Genomic DNA, 19,986 nt, shown 5'->3' on the forward strand with positions numbered 1-19,986 from the left:
GACCAACGTGGCGGCCGGTTCGGCTCCCACCGATGCGGTCAACGTCAGCCAGCTGCAGTCACAGGCTGCCGTGGTGAACTCGCTGTCGACGTCGACCGCGACCGGCATGGCCGCGCTGTCGAGCGGGCTAAGCACCACTAGTAATAACCTGACCAGCCTTTCGGCATCTGCGTCGACGGGCATTTCATCGCTGTCGACGGGTGTCAGTTCGCTATCGACGTCGACAGCGGCCGGCATGGCTGCGCTGTCGAGCGGGCTAAGCACCACTAGCAGTAACCTGACGAGCTTCTCGACGTCTGCGTCGACTGGCATCTCGTCGCTGTCGACGGGCGTCAGCTCGCTCTGGACATCGACCTCGACTGGTTTGAGCTCGCTGTCGAGCGGACTGAGCACGACAGACAGTAACCTGACGAGCCTCTCGACGTCCACGTCGACTGGCATCTCATCGCTGTCGACGGGCGTCAGCTCGTTGTCGTCATCGACCTCGACTGGTTTGAGCTCGCTGTCGAGCGGACTGAGCACGACCGACAGTAACCTGACGAGCCTCTCGACGTCTGCGTCGACCGGCATCTCGTCGCTGTCGACGGGCGTCAGCTCGCTCTCGACATCGACCTCGACTGGTTTGAGCTCGCTGTCGAGCGGACTGAGCACGACCGACAGCAACCTGACGAGTCTCTCGACGTCCACGTCGACGGGTATTTCATCGCTGTCGACGGGCGTCAGCTCGTTGTCGACATCGGCCTCGACTGGTTTGAGTTCGCTGTCGAGCGGGCTAAGCACGACCGACAGCAATCTGGCGAGCCTTTCGACGTCGTCATCGATCGGCATTTCATCACTGTCGACGTCGACCTCGACCGGTTTGAGTTCGCTGTCGAGCGGACTAAGCACGACAGATAGCAACCTGGCGAACCTCTCGTCATCCACCTCGACCGGTATCTCGTCGCTGTCGACCACGGTGACTAACGCCGTGATGTACGACTCGCCGGACCACAGCAGCGTGACGCTAGGTGGGGAGGGGGCAAGCGCACCAGTAGCACTGCACAACGTAGCCCGCGGCGACCTCTCGTCGACGAGCACCGATGCGGTAAATGGCTCGCAGCTTTATGAGACGAACCAGAACGTCACGAATCTGGGCGACGAACTCAACGGCGTGATCGCCAACGGCACGAAGTACTTCCACGCGAACTCGACGGGTGTCGATTCGTCGGCGGATGGTCAGGACTCTGTAGCAATCGGTATGGGCGCGGTGGCGAAGAACACCAACGACGTGGCACTGGGTGCGGGATCGACCACGGAAGCAGCAGTGGGCACGGCCGGCGCGACTATTGGCGGCACGGACTACGCATTCGCCGGGGCCAATCCGACGAGCACGGTGAGCGTGGGCAGCGTGGGTAACGAGCGCACGATCACGAACGTGGCCGCCGGCAGTTTGAGCGCGAAGAGCACTGACGCGGTCAATGGTTCGCAGCTGTATGCGGCGAATCAGGCGATCGAGCAGATCAACATGGGTATTTCGGATCTGGACAACAACGCGGTCAAGTACGACAAGAACCCTGATGGCACGTTGAGCCACAACAGCATCACGCTGCTGGGAGACGCCTACAACCCGACGACGCGCACGGGCGGCACGCGAATCACGAACGTGGCTGCCGGTGTGAGTGGTGGTGACGCAGTGAACAAGGACCAGTTAGACCAGGTCAGCAAGACGGCCAACGCAGGCTGGATCATCAGCGCGCAGAACGACAACGCGACGAATGTCGTGCCGGGTGGCTCGGTCGACCTGAACAACACCGACCAGAACATTGTGGTGAGCAAGAGCGCGACCAGCAATGACGTGACGTTCAACCTGGCGAAAAATCTGAATGTCGACAGCGTCACGATGGGGAACACGCTAGTTAATCAGGGCGGCCTGACGATCCAGGGCGGACCGGGCATCACGACTGACGGCATCGACGCAGGCAACAAGACCATCACGAACGTGGCGGCCGGTGTCAATGGTGGCGACGTAGTGAACAAGGACCAGTTGGACCAGGTCAGCAAGACGGCCAGCGCGGGCTGGACCATCAGCGCGCAGGGCGGCAACGCGACGAACGTTGCGCCGACTGCTGCGGTGGATCTGAGCAGCACGGACAAGAACATCGTGGTGAGCAAGGAAGCGACCAGCAATGACGTGAAGTTTGGCCTTGCACAAGACCTCGAACTCAACAGCATCACGATAGGCAACACGGTGCTGAACCAGGGCGGCCTGACGATCCAGGGTGGCCCGAGCGTCACGACGGGCGGCATCAACGCAGGCACCAAGACGATCACGAATCTGGCCGCGGGTGTGGACGACAGCGATGCGGTCAATGTGGCGCAGCTCGAGGCGGTGAACGACATGGTGAGCAACCTTGGCGCGAGTTCCTTGAAGTACGACACCAACGCCGATGGTACGGTGAACCACAGCAGCATCACTCTGGCTGGCGACACGTACAACGCCGTGACGCACACGGGCGGCACCCGTATCACGAACGTGGCGGACGGTGTGAACCCGAGCGACGCGGTGAACATGTCACAGCTGACCGAGACGAACAGTCAGATCAACAACGTGTACACCAACGGCACGAAGTACTTCCACGCGAACTCGACGGGTGTCGATTCGTCGGCGGATGGTCAGGACTCTGTCGCGATCGGTATGGGCACGGTGGCGAAGAACACCAACGACGTGGCACTGGGTGCGGGATCGACCACGGAAGCAGCAGTGGGCACGGCCGGCGCGACTATTGGCGGCACGGACTACGCATTCGCCGGGGCCAATCCGACGAGCACGGTGAGCGTGGGCAGCGTGGGTAACGAGCGCACGATCACGAACGTGGCCGCCGGCAGTTTGAGCGCGACAAGCACCGACGCGGTGAATGGTTCGCAGCTGTATGCGACGAACCAGCAGGTCGATGCGAACACGACGTCGATCACGAATCTGGGCGACAGGCTCAAGCAGGTGGGCGATAGCGCGGCGACGTACGACGTGGCTAGCGATGGGACGGTGAACCACAACAGCATCACTCTGGCTGGCGACACGTACAACGCCGTGACGCACACGGGCGGCACCCGTATCACGAACGTGGCGGACGGTGTGAACCCGAGCGACGCGGTGAACATGTCACAGCTGACCGAGACGAACAGTCAGATCAACAACGTGTACACCAACGGCACGAAGTACTTCCACGCGAACTCGACGGGTGTCGATTCGTCGGCGGATGGTCAGGACTCTGTCGCGATCGGTATGGGCGCGATGGCGAAGAACACCAACGACGTGGCACTGGGTGCGGGATCGACCACGGAAGCAGCAGTGGGCACGGCCGGCGCGACTATCGGCGGCACGGACTACGGATTCGCCGGGGCGAATCCGAGGAGCACGGTGAGCGTGGGCAGCGTGGATAACGAGCGCACGATCACGAACGTGGCCGCCGGCCGTTTGAGCGCGACGAGTACCGACGCGGTCAATGGCTCGCAGCTTTATACGACCAACGAGGCACTGGAGCGGATCAACAGCAACATCGCGAATCTGGATCAGGGTTCGGTCAAATACGACCGCAGTGTCGACGGCACCGTGAACTACAACAGCGTCACGCTGGGTGGTGGTATGTCGGGAGGACCGGTGGTATTGACCAACGTCGCCAACGGCACGTCAACCTACGATGCGGTGAACTTCGGTCAGTTGTCCGCGCTGCAAAGCCAGGTGTCGATCATCGACAATCGCGTAACGAACCTGGAGAGCAGCAGTGTCGATAGTCGTGGTGCATCCAACCCGTACTTCAACGCAACCGATACGCGCGCGGATTGGACCGACGGAGCGGTACAGCACGCTGCTGCTCCTGGGGCCGGTTCAGGCAGCACTACGGCGGGCTCGGGCGCAACCGTCGCGGGAGATTACGGAACGGCCCTCGGCTCGAGCGCCAATGCGGCGGACGACGCCGTTGCCGTGGGTTCCGACGCGACGGCGACATCGCGCTCGGTGGCGATCGGTCAGGGAGCACAGGCGTCGGCTACGAACGCGGTTGCGCTCGGTCAAGGATCGACGGCTGATCGAGACAATGCCGTGTCGGTGGGGTCCGCGACGCAACAGCGTCAGATCACCAACGTTGCCGCGGGTACGCAAGCCACGGACGCAGTCAATGTCAGTCAGTTGACGACAGTGGTGAACGGCCTGGGTGGCGGTGCGGCTCTCAACTCGGACGGCTCGGTGACCGGCCCGTCGTACCACCTGTCGGGCGGCAATTACTCGAACGTCGGCGATGCGCTCACCGGTCTCGACGAGCGGATTACGGGCCTCGACAACCGGGTGAACGCGGCCGACGCGGCAATCAACGATGTCGCCAAGGGTGCGTACTCGGGCGTCGCCGCCGCTACAGCGTTGACGATGATTCCGGACGTCGACAGGGATAAGACTCTGTCGCTCGGCATCGGCGCTGGAACCTACAAGGGCTACCAGGCTCTCGCGATCGGCGGTACCGCTCGCATTACGCAAAACATCAAGATGAGAGCGGGTTTGGGCTATTCCAGCGGCGGTACCACGGCAGGCGTCGGCGCTTCGTATCAGTGGTAAGCGCATAGCAGGAGAGGGCGCGTGCGCCCTCTCAGCCGCATCGCATTTTTCCAATATTTTTTCGAATTTGCCCAAGTGAACCTGCAAACATGAAAAAGCACTATTCAGCTTATTCCCGCCTCGCGCTGGTGGGCGCGCTGTCCGCATCTATCGCGGCATGCACGACCCAGTCGGGTCCGACCTACACCGCCCATGCGATCGTCGCACCGAATCAAGCGGCGCCAACGTATCGGGTCAGTTGCCGTGGTCTGCTCGAAAGTTCGCAGACCTGTTTCAAAGTGGCGGCCGAAATCTGCAAGGATAAGACCGTCACCCCGCTCGAATCAGTCGATGGAGTGAAATCTGGCGTGAACACCAACAATCCGCGTGAACTGACCTTTATGTGCGGCCAACCTGCCGAGGTGCCGCAGGCCGTCGCGCCGCGGCCGCCCGCGCAACTGTCCGCACCGTTGCAGACCCGGGCGCGCGGCCAGGTGCTGTTGCAAGGTAATGCGAATTTCGCGAAGGACAGTGCCGTTCTGAGTGACGTTGTCAACGCAGATCTCGATCAATTTGTACGTGCGAATCAAGGAGCGAGCTTCCGTAGCATCACGGTCACCGGCCATACGGATTCAAGCGGTTCCCTGATACACAACCGGCAACTGTCGCAGGCACGCGCACAATCCGTGTTGCGCTATCTACGCAGCCACGGAATGCGGGCAGAACAGTTCATCGCCGAGGGAGAGGGCGCGGATAATCCGGTTGCATCGAATGCGACTGCAGAGGGGCGCGCTTTGAACCGGCGAGTAGAAGTGCACGTCGTAGCAATGTAAGCGGGCTGCGGGTCATTGGCTAAAGTGTGCAAACAGTAAGCGGCACAACGGAGTGCTGGTGCCGCTTACAAAGCGGACCAGCTTCCGGAGATCAGGGACACCGGATGGCCTCTGAACTCCCTTGTTGGCGAGGGCGCTTGATCTGCGCCCTTTTCTCGGACTTTAATCAGACGAAGATGTGCGTCTTTCGAAAGATGCATCTCCAAAATTCTCCCGTTTGATCTGCTCGATGAGTTCGAGCCGTCTTTGGGGCGAAGCAAGAAGCAAAAGGTTCATTGTAGTGATGAACTCCCGTTCCTCGCTTTTACGTAGATCCGCGAAAGCGAGCAGTGCTCGAACTGTTGCGGGAATTTTATTGCTTGATTTTTCCATTTCATATTTTCTCAAGGTGACATCGGAGTGGTGAGCGATAAAAGATGTCGATTGAATTCGTCGCAATATGATTTTGTGGCCGAAAAATACAATAAAATAATAAATCGCTTTTATTAAAAATCGTGAACTGAAAATCGGCAATTTTAATTTATCGATGCCTCAATAATGAAGAATCGATAATAAAACAAGAATTTAGAATAATTTTAGATGATTTTCAATATATTAAAATTTGACATGTTATAAATTCCGATCTCCATGCATAAGAAACATCTTATATCTGTAAACCCAAAATTCAAGGTCGCGAAATTGCATGCCGTAAAGCCCCCGGCCTGCTTCGCTTCATCTTTGAGGTGAGACCAGGGAGCCAGTCAAGAAGCCAATCCGTAGCGACAGTGAGGTGCTCGCGCTCGTCTGACAAGTCAGCTGCGATTTGTGTCGCCGACGAGGTGCGACAAGCTCTATCGAGTACATCTCACCGCCATTCTGACAAGTCAAATATCTTTTGAGTCAGATTTTTATCAGTAAGAAACTTTTCTATTTTCACTCTTGTTAAATTAACTGTTCTTTCTAATTTTCACACAAGCCAGCCTGGCGAGAGCGTCATGAAAATCAACCTCATACTTGCGGATGACCATCCCGCGCTGATCGCGGGCGTCAAATATGAACTATCTAGAATTCACACCCTCAATGTCGCTGCAACCGCGCATGACTCCACTGCGCTTGTCGACGTATTGTCGCGGGTGTCGTGCGATATTCTGATTACAGATTTCGCGATGCCCGGCGGGGACTATGGCGATGGAATGGCCATGCTGTCGTTCCTGCGGCGCCGGCATCCGGATCTGAAGATCATTGTCTTCATGACAATCGATAATTTCGCCATCGCGGACAAAATGCGAAGGATCGGTATTCAGTCAGTACTGAACAAGGCAAAGGATGTTGGATACCTGATTACGGCCATCCATGCTGTCCATGCTGGGGCGAATTACTATTCGCCGACTCTGCAAGAGTCGCCGTCGAGCGGTGACCCAGCCGATACATCCAGCAAGCGCATACCCGGACTGTCGAGCCGCGAGCTGGAGGTGATCCGATTGCTGCTTTCGGGTCTTACCGTCAGTAAGATAGCGACCCAATTAAGCCGGACAAAGCAGACCGTCAGCGCGCAAAAAAGATCGGCGATGCGCAAACTGGGCATCGAATCGGACTCCGATCTGTATCGATTCGCGTTCGAAACAGGCCTACCCGCGGACGGCGCGCTTTGACCGGCTTCGCGCCGGCGGCCGGCCCGATTGACCGGGATACCAGCCGGGACTACGCTGAGTGCTCTGCATCGGCCCCGGTCTCCTGCAACGCGGCTTGCACTATCCGCAACAAGCGGCTCGCGGCATTGGCGGGAGCGACCCGCTTCGCGGCGGCCACAAGCATCGACAGCGTTTCGCGCGCGCTTTGCGCGTGACCCAGCATCGTCGCCTGAACCTTGACGTCGAACGCATCGAGCTGAGACGCGGTGACCGCGACGCCTTGCTCACGTACGGCGCTTTGCAGTCGCGCGCAAGCTTCATCCAGCTCAATGTCGCCGAAAAAGCGCAGCGCGCCGCGTAACGAATGCAACTCGGCAAGCACGCACGTCGCATCGTTGTCGCGCTGCGCCGTGGCTAGCGCCGCGAGCGACTGGTCAAACGAAGCCAGGAACGATTCGCGCATCGAGGCCGGCAATGCCCGCTCGCCGAGCAGACCGTCGTCCGCTGCGGGTGTTTCGCGCTCGCTTTCGGCTTGGAGCGACACACTGGGTAAGCCTGTTGCCTGCGTGAGCGCCGCTCGCAAGCGCGCGAGCGACAGTGGCTTCGTGACCACCTGCCCGATACCGGCCTGCTCACAGCGTTTGCGCTCTTCGAGCGTGACCGAGGCGGTTGCCGCGATGATCGGCATCTTCGGCCAGCGCGCGCGGACGTCGTTAGCGAGCGCGTAGCCGTCCATGACCGGCATCCATAGATCCGTGATCAGGACATCGAATCGTCGCGCCAAAAGCTCGTCGAGCGCCTGCTGGCCATCCTCGGCCAGCGTCACTTCGCAGCCGAGCATCGCCAATTGTTCTTCGAACAGTCGGCGGTTTGCCGGATTGTCCTCCGCGACCAGCACCCGAAGGTGACGCGGGAGCACCTGCGGAAGTTCTGTCCCCCGCTCGAGCCGTGCGCCGTGCAGCGAGTGCTGCAACGCCTGCTCGACTCCCTTTAGGCTGAAACTCGATACCCGCACGACGCGGCCGGTGACGACCGGATCGTAGGGGCCCGCGGTGCTGCATTCGATGACCCACGACGCGTCGTCGAAAATCGCACGTTCGTCGTCCGCGTGCCACGTGCCGCGCTCGCCGCAGAAAATCACAGCCTCGACTTGTTCGAGCGTGTCTGGCTCGATCAGCGCCGGGTGCCGGTATGTCATGAACGTTAGCCGCCACTCCTTTAGAGCCAATGCGAGGCCGGCGTCCGACGCGTCGGCAGCGCTCACCAGCGCAATTGCTTCACCGTCAAATTGGGGGATTGCCGGCACGCCGCGCGGCGCGCCGAGCGGCACGCGCATCGTAAAGCAGCTGCCGTTGTCCGGTTCGCTGCGCACCGCGATGCTGCCTCCCATCGCTTGCATCAGTCGGGAACATAGGGTCAGCCCGAGGCCCGTACCACCAAACCGGCGGCTGATCGTCGCGTCGGCCTGGCCGAACGGCTCGAACACCTGTCGCTGTTGCTCGTCAGTCATGCCGATACCCGTGTCCTCAACCTCGATCTGCAAGGTGGCCGCATCGAGCACCGTCATACGCAGCAGTACATCGCCGCGCTCGGTAAACTTCAACGCATTCGAGAGCAGGTTGTTGATCACCTGCATGAGGCGGGTGGGATCGCCTCGCATCGGCAGCGAGGTGGTAGTGCCGAGATTCGCAGCAAGCCGTAGATGTTTGGCGTGCGCCACAGGTGCGAACATCGTCAGCGCGCGCGCAATGACCTCGAGCGCATCGAATTCGATCTGTTCGAGCGTCATTTCGCCGGCCTCGATCTTGGAGAAGTCGAGCACGTCGCTGATGATCGACAGCAGACTATCGGACGACGAACGAATCGTTGTCAGCCGTTCGCGTTGCCGTGTGTCGAGCTGGGTTTGCGCTAGCAGTTCGAGATTGCCGAGCACCGCGTTTAGCGGCGTGCGGATTTCGTGGCTCATGGTTGCAAGAAACACCGACTTTGCGGCGTTCGCCGAGTCCGCGGCCTCGCGCGCCTCCCGCAAATGTTGCTCGAGACGTTTCCGCGCGGTGACGTCGGTGAACGCGACGACTAGCACGTCTTCGCCGCGATACCGCTCGGGTACGACGCTGACGGCGAGATCGACGGGCTCGCTGTCGCACGTGGGGAGGGTAAGCTCCTCATGCATTGACTCTTCGCCCACGCGCGCATCGCGTTGGCGGTGTGCGCGGTAGCGCGCGGCCAGTTCGGACGCGAGCGTCGGCTCCGGCACGACTACGCGCCGGGATGTTTCGACCATGGTCGGGCTGCGCAATAGCGGGGCGCCATCCTTCATGGAAATCAGGCCGAGCCCGACAGGGGCGGTCTTGATCAGTGTCCGGCTCAGGCGTTCGCTCTCGAACACGCGATGCGAGCGCAGCAGCACCGGACGATAGACCCGGTGGTCGAACAGCAGCACAAGCGTCCAGATCAGCACGATGATCGCGGTGGTCGTCAGCAACGACGGCAAAAGAGTGTGCCGCAATCTCGTGGCAAGGCTCGACCACGAATCGACATACACCAGAATCCAGCCGGTGCTGCCGATCGTCCAGCCCGACAGCCAGTAACCCGAACGGTTGACACGCCGTTCGACCGCGCCGATGCCGTTCGCGAGCGCGTCGCGAGCCGCGTCCACCGCGCGCTTGTCGACCGGATATTGCGACGCGGTTGTGACGATGCTGCCGTCGCGCGCGAGCAGCACGAATGCGCCGTCGGTTGCGGACAGGGGCAGCGGGTCGGTTAGCCGCGTGAGCGGCATCTCGGCGACCAGTGCACCAAATGGCTTTTCCTGAGAGTCGATCAACGCGGACGCGAGGCGTACGCTGCGGTTGCCCGATACCGGACTGTCGTAGGGCGGCAGCCAGCGAATCGGGGTGACGAGCATGCCTTGCCTGTTGCGCGTCGGTCGAGTGGCGTCGCCGGAGAGCAATTCTTTGCCAGTAGGATCCGTCAAAGTGGCAAACAGCGCGGCACGGTTCACGAGCAGTTTCGAGAAATATTGGCTCGGAGGAGAGGGTTGCACGATCACGCCCAGTACCGACTGGTCGCGGCTGAAAAGGTAGGCGGTTACTTCGCCGAAGCGTGCTGCGATTCCGCTAGTCGATCCGAGCAGCCTTTCGGTCAGATACGCGAACCGGCGTTCCACGGATGTGGGATGACTTGATGTGGACGAGCCGACCACTACCGACGGCGGCAAATAAGGTGGCGAAGCTAGTTCTAGTGTGTTGCCGTTGCGTTCGTACTGGTCGACCACCGCAGGCGGAGCCTCCGTGCCACTGTTCCATTCGCGTTCGACGCTATGGGCGTTGCCGCGAAGGGACGCTTCGGCCATCTGGATGATGTCCTCGATCGTGCCCACTTCCGGCGATAGCAGGTCGGATTCGCGGACCGTATAGCTGTAGATCAGCGCGACCGAGTTGATTACGAAGGCGACAATAACCGCGAAAGTCAGCGCGGCAGCGCCGCCGTACATCAACATGTGCTGATATCGGTGAAACTGGCCTAGCTCACTGCTTGGTCGGGTACGGCGCATAGGTCGAGCGAAATCGGGCAGGCCGGCGATGGCCGCTTCATTATGCGCTTGCCCGCCCTTGTGCAAAAGAGCTGGAGGATGCTGCCCGATCAGCCGCCCCAAGGGGCGGACGCGGCGCACCCGCCCAGCGGTGCGCAGTGTCAGCACTCCGACAGTTGGCGATCCTGCACGTCACGTAAATGAGCGGCGATGTCGATGCCGCCGAGGTTTTCCAGACCCGCTTGCTTGATACGGGATTGGAGTTCGGCGCAGCACCCGGCGAGCGCGTATTGACGGAATACGCCGAGCGCTCCGGTCAGCGAATGCAGTTCGGCGAGTGCGCGTGGCGCATCGTTGTCGCGCTGCGCGCCGGCAATCGCCGCGAGCGACGCTTCGAATGAATCGAGGTAGGTCTGTCGCAACTCATCTGGCAAGGCCTGGTAGCCGAGCAGGCCGTCGCTATGGGTTGCTAGGTCGGCGGGTTGCGCCGGGTTGTCGGTGCGAACCTGGAACTGCGGCCCGGCAAGGGTTAAGCCGGTTACTTCGGCCAGTGTGGCGCGCAACCTTCCAAGCGACAACGGCTTCGTGACCATTCTTGCAAACCCGGCAGCTTTGCAGCGCTCGCGCTCATCTGCGCTGACCGATGCGGTGGCCGCGACCACCGGCATACACGGCCAGCGCCGGTGGGCTTCGCGCGCGAGCGCGTAGCCGTCCATCAAGGGCATTGACAGGTCGGTGATCAGCACATCGAAGGTTTCGGCCGACAGTTCGGCAACCGCGCGCGCGCCATCTTCGACCACTGTGGCGTTACAGCCGAGCACCGCCATCTGCTCCGCGAAAAGCCGGCGGTTGACCACGTTGTCTTCGGCGACGAGGACCTTCAACCGGCGCGGCAGCAACTGCAACTGCTGTGCTTCGGTAGGCATAGTCAGCGGCTGGTTGCGCAGCGTGTGCTGCAATGCGTTGGCTAGCGCAGCGAGACTGAAACTCGAGGTCCGAACGAGGCGGTCTAGCGCGACCGGATGCAACGGCCCATCGGTGGTACAGTCGATCACTCTCGATGCGTGCCTGATCAAGCGCAATTCGTCGTCCGGATGCCACGTATCGCGCTCGCCGAGCAGGATCAACGTGCCGGTACGCTCGAGCGTGTTCGTATCGACCTGGACCGGGTGCCGGAATGCGTCGACAGCGAGTCCCCATGCATGTAACGCGGCGATCGCGTAGGTGTGCGAAGCCTCCGAGGCCGCCACCAGCGTGACTGTCTCGCCACCGAAGCGCGGCATCGCGGGCGCGGCCCGCGGTGCGCCCTGCGGCACCCGGAGGCTGAAGCAACTACCACCGCCCAGTGCACTGTGCACGGCGATCTCCCCACCCATCGCCCCAGCGAGTCTCGCGCATAGTGCGAGCCCCAGCCCGGTGCCGCCGAAGCGGCGATTGATCGACCGGTCTGCCTGGCTGAACGGCTGGAAGATCGCAGCCTGCTGCTGCGCACTCATGCCAATGCCGGTGTCCTCGATCTCGATCAGCAGTTCCGCGTCATCGCTCGTCTCGACCGGATCGAGGAGCGCCATACGCACCGTTACCTCGCCGCGCGCGGTGAACTTGATTGCATTGGACAGCAGGTTGTTGATCACTTGTGCGAGTCGTGTCGGATCGCCGCGCATCGGGCGCGAGGTGGCGGTGCCAAGGTTCGCGAACAGCTTGAGTTCCTTCGCTTGGGCGGCCGGCGCGAACATGCTCAGCGACCGCGCGACGACGTCGAGCGCGTCGAACTCGAGGTCCTCGAGCGTCATCTCGCCTGCCTCGATTTTAGAAAAGTCGAGCACATCGCTGACGATCTCGAGTAATCCCTCCGACGCCGCTCGGATCGTCGTGAGCCGGTCGTGCTGCAGTGCATCGAGCGATGATTGCGCGAGCAACTCCAGGTTGCCGAGCACCGCGTTCAGAGGCGTGCGAATCTCGTGGCTCATCGCGGCGAGAAACGCAGACTTCGCGGCATTGGCCGAATCCGCGGCTTCGCGGGCTTCGCGCAGATGCTGTTCGACGCGGGTATACGCGGTGACATCGGTGACTGCGACCACCAGCACGTCCTCTCCCTGGTAACGGGACGGGGTGGCCCTGACGGCAAGATCGACCGAATCCTGGTCTCGCGTGGGCAGCGTGATCTCTTCATGCATTACGGGGGCGTCGCCGCGCTCGCCAGTTTGCACGCAAGCCCGATAGCGCATGGCCAGCTCGGCCGCTAGCGTCGCCGCCGGGACGGTAACGCGTCTCGCCCCGGCGACCATCGCCGGGCTGCGCGCCAGCAACCGACCATTCTTCAGCGAGATCAGCGCGAGCCCGACGGGGGCGGTTTCGATCAGCGTACGGCTCAGCTGTTCGCTTTCGAACAGACGTTGCGAGCGATCTAGCGCGGGCCGGAACGCATGCTTTCTGAAGGACATCAGAAAGCTCCACACAGCGATCAGCACGATCAGCGTCAGCGCCGCGCCGAGGGCCAGTTGCGGGCTGATGCCGCCGACGATGTCTTGCCAGTTGCAGGTATGCACGAGCATCCAGCCGGTGTTCCCAACCGGCGCGGAAATTGTCAGGACGCCGTAGTGCCACGATTCGCCGGCCTTTTTACTGTTTGCCAACGCGCGCAGCGGGTCGGCGAGCGCTGCGTCACGCGGCGCATCGCGCGCGCGCGGAAACGAGCGGTCGACGATCGTGCCATCGGCCGCGACGATCATATAGACACCGTCGAAACGCGGGTCGGCCGCGGACGGCGCGGTCAGGAAGCTGGCGTCGTATTCGGTGACGACCGTGGCGAACGGCTTACCGTTGTGCAGCAGCGGTCCAACGAGGCGGATCGTCGGCGTTCCGGTCAGGAGGCTGATTCGCGGCGGCTTCCAGAGCAGTTGCCGACCGGCGTCGGTGTCGGAAGACGGGCCGCTACCGGAGGCGCTGGCGAGGCCGTCGGCAAGCGCCGCTATCAGCTTCTCGCGCTCGGCTGTCGTGGCGGTCGCGGGCCACCGCACGCTGGCCCCCGGCGAAGGCATGAGGCCGGCGATGTCGTGGTCGACGGTATAGAAGTAGCCGGGCAGTTGCCGGCCGCGCGCGAGCGAGTGGATAGTGCGCGAACGACTCAACTGCTCCGCGAGCGCGAGGTAACGGCCGATCGATTCGTCCGGCAGGGTATCGGTGTCGACCGCGAACACACGCTGTGTCCACTCCGCCGGCGCCGGCTGAAGCAGCACCTCGCCGTTCCGTTTGCGGAAATCGTCGACCAGCGGCTGGTCTACTTTCGCGCCGTTCGACCAGGCCAGCTCTGCGTTCACGAGTCCGATGCGAAACGATGCTTCGGCCGCGCGAACCTGCTCCATCACGCGATCGTGGTAAATCACGACGGCCTGACGTTCGGCGGCGATATGTGCTCGCACCGAAGAAAGCATCGCGAACGCGAACGCGATCAGCAGCATCAGGGTTGTCATCAGGCCGCCGCCGAATATGAGTAGCCGCTTGTAGCGGCGCAACTGATTCACCAGGTTGGTCGAGGAGGTGGGCAGCATGACGAGACAGAATGGCGTATGGGAGGACGGTGCGCGATCGAGGCGACGCCGTGCACTGAACGAGTTCGATTATCCCGATCTGGTGAGACCGCGGCATATCGGTCCGGTCGAACGGGACCTGTATCACGGCCTCCCGAACCAATTTCGGATTAATCAACTGATTCGCGCCAGACAAGTCAATGTGTGTGAGTGCTTAAAAGCGGGAGGTGGGAAAAGCAGCCGGGGTCAAAAGCATATCCACCCTAATCCCTTTCAGGTACATTTGGAATTCGTGTCGTCCCAACCCGTTCCTCCTACGGTTGAGGCCCAGATGAGTAACGTGAAAATCCGCATTGTGCTTGCCGACGACCATCCGGTGCTGCTGTCGGGGATCAAGCACGAACTGTCCGTGCTTCCGACGCTCGAAATTGTCGGCACTGCGAGCGAATCCGGAGAACTCATCGCGCTGCTGAAGGCGGCCAAATGCGATGTCTGTGTGACGGATTACGCGATGCCCGGCGGAGAATATGGCGACGGTATGACGCTTCTGTCTTATTTGCGCCGTACCTGGCCGGCGCTGAAGATTGTCGTTTTCACGACGATCGAGAATTCGGCGATCGTGAACGAAATTGCCAAGCTGGGGGTGCAATCGGTCCTCGGAAAATCTCACGATACCGGCCATCTAATTTCTGCGATTCATGCTGTCTATGCAGGTGCCACCTACTTTCGGACAGCGTCAAGTGGCTCCGAGAACGAGACACCTGCCGGATCCTCCACAAATTCCCGTAAGCAAACGCTGACCAATCGCGAAATGGAAGTCGTTAGGTTGTTCGTGTCGGGACTGTCCATCAACGAGATTGCCCAACGGATGCACCGCACGAAGCAGACGATCAGCTCCCAAAAGACTCGCGCTATGCGTAAGCTTGGTATTGATCGTGACGCTGACCTATACCGCTTTGCATTCGAAACAGGGATAGATGTGCCAACTGACGCGTCGAAACGACAAGAATGAAAGCCTCGTTGGCTTAACGATGCGAGTCGCCTTGACACGCGTCGGCTTATTTTATCGTGATAAAACAAGTCAAGCACGCACGTAATAGCCTTGCCTTGTGCCGATGCATCACGCTCGTCCAACGCGACGCGAAATGAATGGGAGAGGGCTGTTCGCTTTTATATCGGACGCTTCAGTGGAAATTCTGTGGTCTATAAAACGATGAATATGACCCATCACCAGTACGCGGCAACTATCTTGTTAAATTAACATTTAACTATGTTTGTACGGAGCGCGTCTCGGGTGCATGATTAACCCGGTAGTTATTTGTCGATCGACCTATTTTAGGCAAAAACAACGACGACCACTGTCGTAATGCTGAAAAATCAATCATCCCGACCAACGAGTATCGCGCGGAGCTAACACCACATTTGGTCGTTGAGCCGAATCGATCAGGGTAAAAATTCGTGCATTCCGAATGCTGATTCCGCGTTCTTGACGCAGCCCGTGCAACGGTCTTCGAGTTGAATACCGAATAATGCAGCTAACCGCTCACACTCACCTCAATCGATCCGATAACCGCTATGAAGGGTATTTTTTCCAACTTCAGCTTGCGCCGGGGCAATACGGACAATGTATTTCGCATGACACTCAGCGCGTATCCGGAGTACACGCACGATATAAAACGTCAGTCCGAGCAGATATTAGGGCAACGTATGCTTATGTCAGCATCTACCTCTTTTTTGGGATATGGAACTCAAGCGTTCATGCTGCGAAACACCGCCTCAACATTGATGCTGGCCGCGTGGGTGGTGGCCCTTTTGGTCGTTGAATCAACCAACGGTACGGTCGCCTACATCATCAGCAGGCAGTCTACTTCGGACGTTTCGCGTAAAAATTTAATTTACTTCTTGATCGCCGGGTTGGGGTGTGTCGGCTCCGTCTGGGGGGCAGTAGTGTTGATGCCAGGTGTCAGCGAGCAACCGACGCAATTGCTCGTACAGAGCATGGGACTTGCTGTGGCGGGGATAATGGGTGTCTATAACCTGAACCTACATCGTATATGTTTAGCTGCATTCAACGTTGGACTGGGGTCGGGGCTTGTCTATGGATGGCTAGTTCTTCACACCGTACCAATGGAACTAGGGATTGCATCAATTGCTGTGACTTTCATGTGCCAAATCTACGGCACAGCGGCGAGACGTTTGGTTCACGGAATGCTGATCTCGAACGCGATCAACTGCAAGATCGCAAAAGAACTGGAAACAGCAAACCTCGAGTTGACGGATATGACGGAGCGATTGCAGAAGATCGCTGCTACCGATCCACTAACAGGCTGCCTGAACCGCCGCGCGTTTTCAATCGAGATGCAAAAAGAACTGGAAAGGTGCAAAAGAACAGGAACGGTCTTTTGCATCATCGCGCTTGACCTGGACCACTTCAAATCAGTCAATGATCAATTTGGACATGCTGGCGGCGACAAGGTATTAATCACAATTTCCACAATCCTTCAGAACGAAATGCGGGCAGTCGACGCTATCGGTCGGTGGGGAGGCGAGGAGTTTATGTGCCTGTTGACCAATGCTGACCAGTCAGCGGGTCGAAAGAAGGCTGAGGCCATTCGAGTTGCGATCGCTCGCACTCCGATTCAAGTGGAAGAGGGATTCGTGAATGTTTCGGTTTCAATCGGCGTCGCAACATATCGACCCGGGGTATCGATTGATGAACTGATTAAGACGGCGGATGACCGACTTTATGAAGCAAAGAGGTCAGGAAGGAATCGAGTCTGCTCGTGAGCTCGGTTAAGACATTAATGCATCAGTTCGATTGTGCCGAATTCCAATGGAGTTTTGCATTTGCGATCCTCAGATCACGAAGAGGAAAGTAGCGCGGGGCCGGACGGCAAGCTGAGAACCCTGCCAAACACCTATCGCGTCAAAATAATCGCGGTACCTTGCTATCGCGTCATTGCAGCGAGCCTGGCGAACGTTTGATACCCCACTGAATGGTGGCGTGGCCAGCCTGCTGCCTTGGAGCACACACCTGCCGATGCACGCGATGGCTCGGAACCGGTTATTGCATCAAGAGCGCGTCGACCGTTGACTACGGATCGACGACGAACTTCCGCGGCGGGAAGCAGTCGCCGAGGCAGTGCGAAAACGCAGAAGTACTCGGTCTTCAGGTGTTACTTTACCCTTCTCAACGCACTAGCAAGCCAACACAGCGCGATTTGAAGGGCCGCTTTTTGCGAATCTCGGGTTTAGCCTGCGTTTTCACACGGGCCTCGTCCGATCACGGACACTGCCGCTGTCGCGGTGAGCACACCGACACCGGGAATTTCTGAGATCCGTTTGCATGCGTTGTCGATGCGGCGCCATTCGAGAATGCGCTGTTCGATTCGTGCGATCTGCTCGTTAAGTGCCCGAAGTCGTGAGAGCTGGTCTTGCATGCTGTCTGTCAGCATGGCTGTTGATGTCCATGCAGAACTGACCCACTGGGGATGCGGACAAAATCCTGGACTACTTTGGAGGTAGTCCATGTATGCATACGCAGACCGCGTTCGGGCGGTCGAGCTGTACCTGAAGCTCGGGAAGCGCGTTAAGGCGACAATCCGCCAGTTGGGTTACCCGACGAAGAATTCTCTCAAGGCGTGGTGTGAGGAATTCGAGAAGAGTGGCGATCTGCAGAAAGAGTATGTTCGCGGAAAGCCGAAGTACTCAGAGGAACAGAAGAACCTGGCACTTGAGCATTACGTCAATCACGGGCGGTGCGTCAGCTTCACCCTCCGGGCATTAGGCTATCCCTGTCGCCAGATACTGACGGCGTGGGTTCGCGAGCGCTATCCTGAAGCCAGGACATACGTGGTTGGCAAGCGAGGGCGACCGGCCGCGTCATTGCCGTCCAGGCAAGCCGCAGTGTACGAACTGTGCACACGACAAGGAAGTGCAGAGGCGGTGGCGCGAAAGCTGGACGTCGACAGGGTGACGCTGTACAACTGGAAGAACCAGTTACTCGGCCGGGAGGCCCCTGCATCCATGAAGCGCGACAACAAGAGATCACCCGCAGACACGGATCGGGACGAACTGGAGCGGCAGGTCGAAGAGCTCCGGCGCGACATCCGCAATCTGCAGCTTGAACACGACCTGTTGAAGAAGGCGAATGAACTCGTAAAAAAAGACCTGGGCGTCGACCTGCCACTCCTGAGCAACCGGGAGAAGACAACGCTGGTTGACGCCCTGAGAAAAGAATACGGTCTGGCTGAACTGCTTGCGCGGTTGGACCTGGCGCGCAGCTCCTATTTCTACCATCGGTCATCCATGCGGGTTGCCGACAAATACGCAGAGGTCCGTTGTACCGTTGCAGAGATCTTCGAGGACAATCACCGATCCTACGGCTATCGTCGGGTGCAGGCAGCGCTCAGCCGACAACGGGTGTTTCTATCGGAGAAAGTCGTGCGTCGCCTCATGAAACAGGGCGGCCTCCACGCGGCTAGGCCCAAACGGCGCCGATACCGTTCTTATATCGGCGAAATTAGCCCTGCCCCAGAGAACATCATCAATCGCGATTTCCACGCTGACGCCCCCCAACGAGAAGTGGGTGACGGACATCTCCGAATTCCAGATTCCCGCCGGGAAGGTATATCTATCGCCCATGATCGACTGCTTCGACGGCATGGTCGTCAGCTGGACGATTGGTACAAGCCCCGACGCAGAGCTCGTGAATACCATGTTAGATGCGGCTATCGAGACCGTGACCGAGGACGATGAGACGCCAATCGTGCACTCCGATCGAGGTGGCCACTACCGATGGCCGGGATGGCTATCGCGGGTTGCAAAGGCTAATCTGGTCCGGTCCATGTCGCGTAAAGCCTGTTCACCGGACAACGCGGCCTGTGAGGGATTCTTCGGCAGGCTGAAGACCGAGATGTTCTATCCAGCAGACTGGCGTTCGACAACCATCGCGGAGTTCGTTGAGGTACTGAACGCCTACATTCGCTGGTACAACGAGAAACGGATCAAGGGCTCGCGTGGCTATCTCGGCCCCATCGAATATCGTGAAAGTCTCGGGCTAACGACGTAAATCAGTCCAGGAAAATGTCCGCATCCCCGGTGGGTTAAGACTGCGTGAAAATCAACAGTCTCGATGGCACAAAGGCGATCCGTGCCGGCTTATCCGCCCGTGTGCCTTCCGATATCGCGAGCCAGAATCTTGTTCTCTTTGACAATGCCGTCCCCGCTCTCCGGGCTCGGTTTGTCAAAGTCCCAGAAGAAATCGCTGAAGCAATTGTTGGAAGAAAAGTCCTCGACCTGTCCTACGACGGAGCGAACGCGGCGGGATGTTTGTTATGGGACGCGTGCACAGCGAACCGCTCCGGGTTTCCGAAGGCAGCTGCGATGCTTCTGCCGTTTGCGATGCGCGAGCCTGGCCGACCGGCGTCGGCCCTAATTGCAGCAACATTTCCTTCTGTGTATCGCGCATTACAGCAAGAGCGCATTCCAGACGTTCTTTCTCTCATGTTCCCTTTCATGGACTGGGACCGTTGCAAGACTGCTCGTCGGGAATTGGCTAGCGGGTTTTCCAATTCCCAATGGCGTCCCATCGACATCGCCGTGGCTGCAGCGCGGGCCGGAGACTCGGCCCGTATCCTCAGGGTCATCGCTCATTCCCGCAACGGGCGCTCGATCATATCTGCAATTGAGCGCGATATCGAAACCATTCAACCACCGTGGCGCAAAGAGGTACAGGTCGCACTTATCGAGCTGAGCAAAGGAACGGGTGATTGAGGTGAACTCAATCGGGGCTCGGCTGTTCGATGGAGATTGCCGTCTGCGGATCGACTACGGTTCGTTTCGGGGCGCGTCCAATCTGATGGCGCCTCGCATTGGACACGTTTGAAGTATAGGCAAAGTGAGCTGTATTGAG

9 protein-coding genes and 2 pseudogenes are annotated in these 19,986 nt (G+C 59.4%); 8 read left to right on the forward strand and 3 right to left on the reverse strand.

Annotated features, from left to right (window positions below; genetic code table 11):
- Positions 1 to 7: 7 nt before the first annotated feature.
- The 4 genes and pseudogenes from LJ656_RS35215 to LJ656_RS34045 form a co-directional block, all read left to right on the forward strand.
- Positions 8 to 61 (forward strand): annotated as a pseudogene (locus LJ656_RS35215) (hypothetical protein); the annotation flags it as partial.
- 894 nt (positions 62 to 955) lie between these two features.
- Positions 956 to 4,585 carry a YadA family autotransporter adhesin gene (locus LJ656_RS34035; RefSeq protein WP_230513824.1) on the forward strand — a complete coding sequence of 1,210 codons (3,630 nt, stop codon included), beginning with the start codon at positions 956 to 958 and terminating at the stop codon, positions 4,583 to 4,585.
- Between the two features lie 89 nt (positions 4,586 to 4,674).
- A complete protein-coding gene (locus tag LJ656_RS34040) occupies positions 4,675 to 5,397 on the forward strand; it encodes an OmpA family protein (RefSeq protein ID WP_230513825.1) in 723 nt (240 codons plus the stop codon).
- A gap of 974 nt (positions 5,398 to 6,371) precedes the next feature.
- Positions 6,372 to 7,028, forward strand: a complete 657-nt coding sequence (locus tag LJ656_RS34045; RefSeq protein WP_230513826.1) for a response regulator — start codon at positions 6,372 to 6,374, stop codon at positions 7,026 to 7,028.
- 49 nt (positions 7,029 to 7,077) lie between these two features.
- Here LJ656_RS34045 and LJ656_RS34050 read toward each other — a convergent pair whose 3' ends face one another.
- A complete protein-coding gene (locus tag LJ656_RS34050; protein ID WP_230513827.1) occupies positions 7,078 to 10,710 on the reverse strand; it encodes a hybrid sensor histidine kinase/response regulator in 3,633 nt (1,210 codons plus the stop codon).
- Positions 10,704 to 14,093, reverse strand: a complete 3,390-nt coding sequence (locus LJ656_RS34055) for an ATP-binding protein (protein WP_230513828.1) — start codon at positions 14,091 to 14,093, stop codon at positions 10,704 to 10,706. Before LJ656_RS34055 ends, LJ656_RS34050 begins: the two co-directional genes overlap by 7 nt.
- On the opposite strand from LJ656_RS34055, the gene LJ656_RS34060 reads away from it, so the two are divergent.
- Positions 14,092 to 15,084 (forward strand): response regulator transcription factor, encoded by a 993-nt coding sequence (locus LJ656_RS34060; RefSeq protein WP_329958927.1) that lies wholly within the window; start codon positions 14,092 to 14,094, stop codon positions 15,082 to 15,084. The genes LJ656_RS34055 and LJ656_RS34060 overlap by 2 nt on opposite strands.
- Positions 15,085 to 15,647: 563 nt before the next feature.
- Entirely contained in the window at positions 15,648 to 16,859 is a 1,212-nt protein-coding gene (locus LJ656_RS34065; RefSeq protein ID WP_230513829.1) for a GGDEF domain-containing protein, read from the forward strand.
- A gap of 467 nt (positions 16,860 to 17,326) precedes the next feature.
- On the opposite strand, the pseudogene LJ656_RS34070 reads toward LJ656_RS34065, so the two are convergent.
- A pseudogene (locus LJ656_RS34070) lies at positions 17,327 to 17,530 on the reverse strand (IS110 family transposase); the annotation flags it as partial.
- A 70-nt stretch (positions 17,531 to 17,600) separates the two neighbouring features.
- Here LJ656_RS34070 and LJ656_RS34075 point away from each other — a divergent pair.
- Together LJ656_RS34075 and LJ656_RS34080 are read left to right on the forward strand one after the other, a co-directional pair.
- A protein-coding gene (locus LJ656_RS34075) for an IS3 family transposase (protein WP_230513831.1) occupies positions 17,601 to 19,143 on the forward strand; the annotation gives its coding sequence in 2 pieces (ribosomal slippage) (positions 17,601 to 18,644 and positions 18,646 to 19,143; 1,542 coding nt in all).
- 44 nt (positions 19,144 to 19,187) lie between these two features.
- Positions 19,188 to 19,847 carry a hypothetical protein gene (locus LJ656_RS34080; RefSeq protein ID WP_230513832.1) on the forward strand — a complete coding sequence of 220 codons (660 nt, stop codon included), beginning with the start codon at positions 19,188 to 19,190 and terminating at the stop codon, positions 19,845 to 19,847.
- Positions 19,848 to 19,986 lie beyond the last annotated feature (139 nt).

Origin of the sequence: Paraburkholderia sejongensis, assembly GCF_020880815.1 — a bacterium.
Lineage (GTDB): Bacteria > Pseudomonadota > Gammaproteobacteria > Burkholderiales > Burkholderiaceae > Paraburkholderia > Paraburkholderia sejongensis.

Coding starts and splice junctions, on each gene's coding strand:
- LJ656_RS34065 (WP_230513829.1), top strand. CDS start 15,648: ATGAAGGGTATTTTTTCCAACTTCAGCTTGCGCCGGGGCAATACGGAC.
- LJ656_RS34045 (WP_230513826.1), top strand. CDS start 6,372: ATGAAAATCAACCTCATACTTGCGGATGACCATCCCGCGCTGATCGCG.
- LJ656_RS34055 (WP_230513828.1), bottom strand. CDS start 14,093: ATGCTGCCCACCTCCTCGACCAACCTGGTGAATCAGTTGCGCCGCTAC.
- LJ656_RS34060 (WP_329958927.1), top strand. CDS start 14,092: ATGACGAGACAGAATGGCGTATGGGAGGACGGTGCGCGATCGAGGCGA.
- LJ656_RS34040 (WP_230513825.1), top strand. CDS start 4,675: ATGAAAAAGCACTATTCAGCTTATTCCCGCCTCGCGCTGGTGGGCGCG.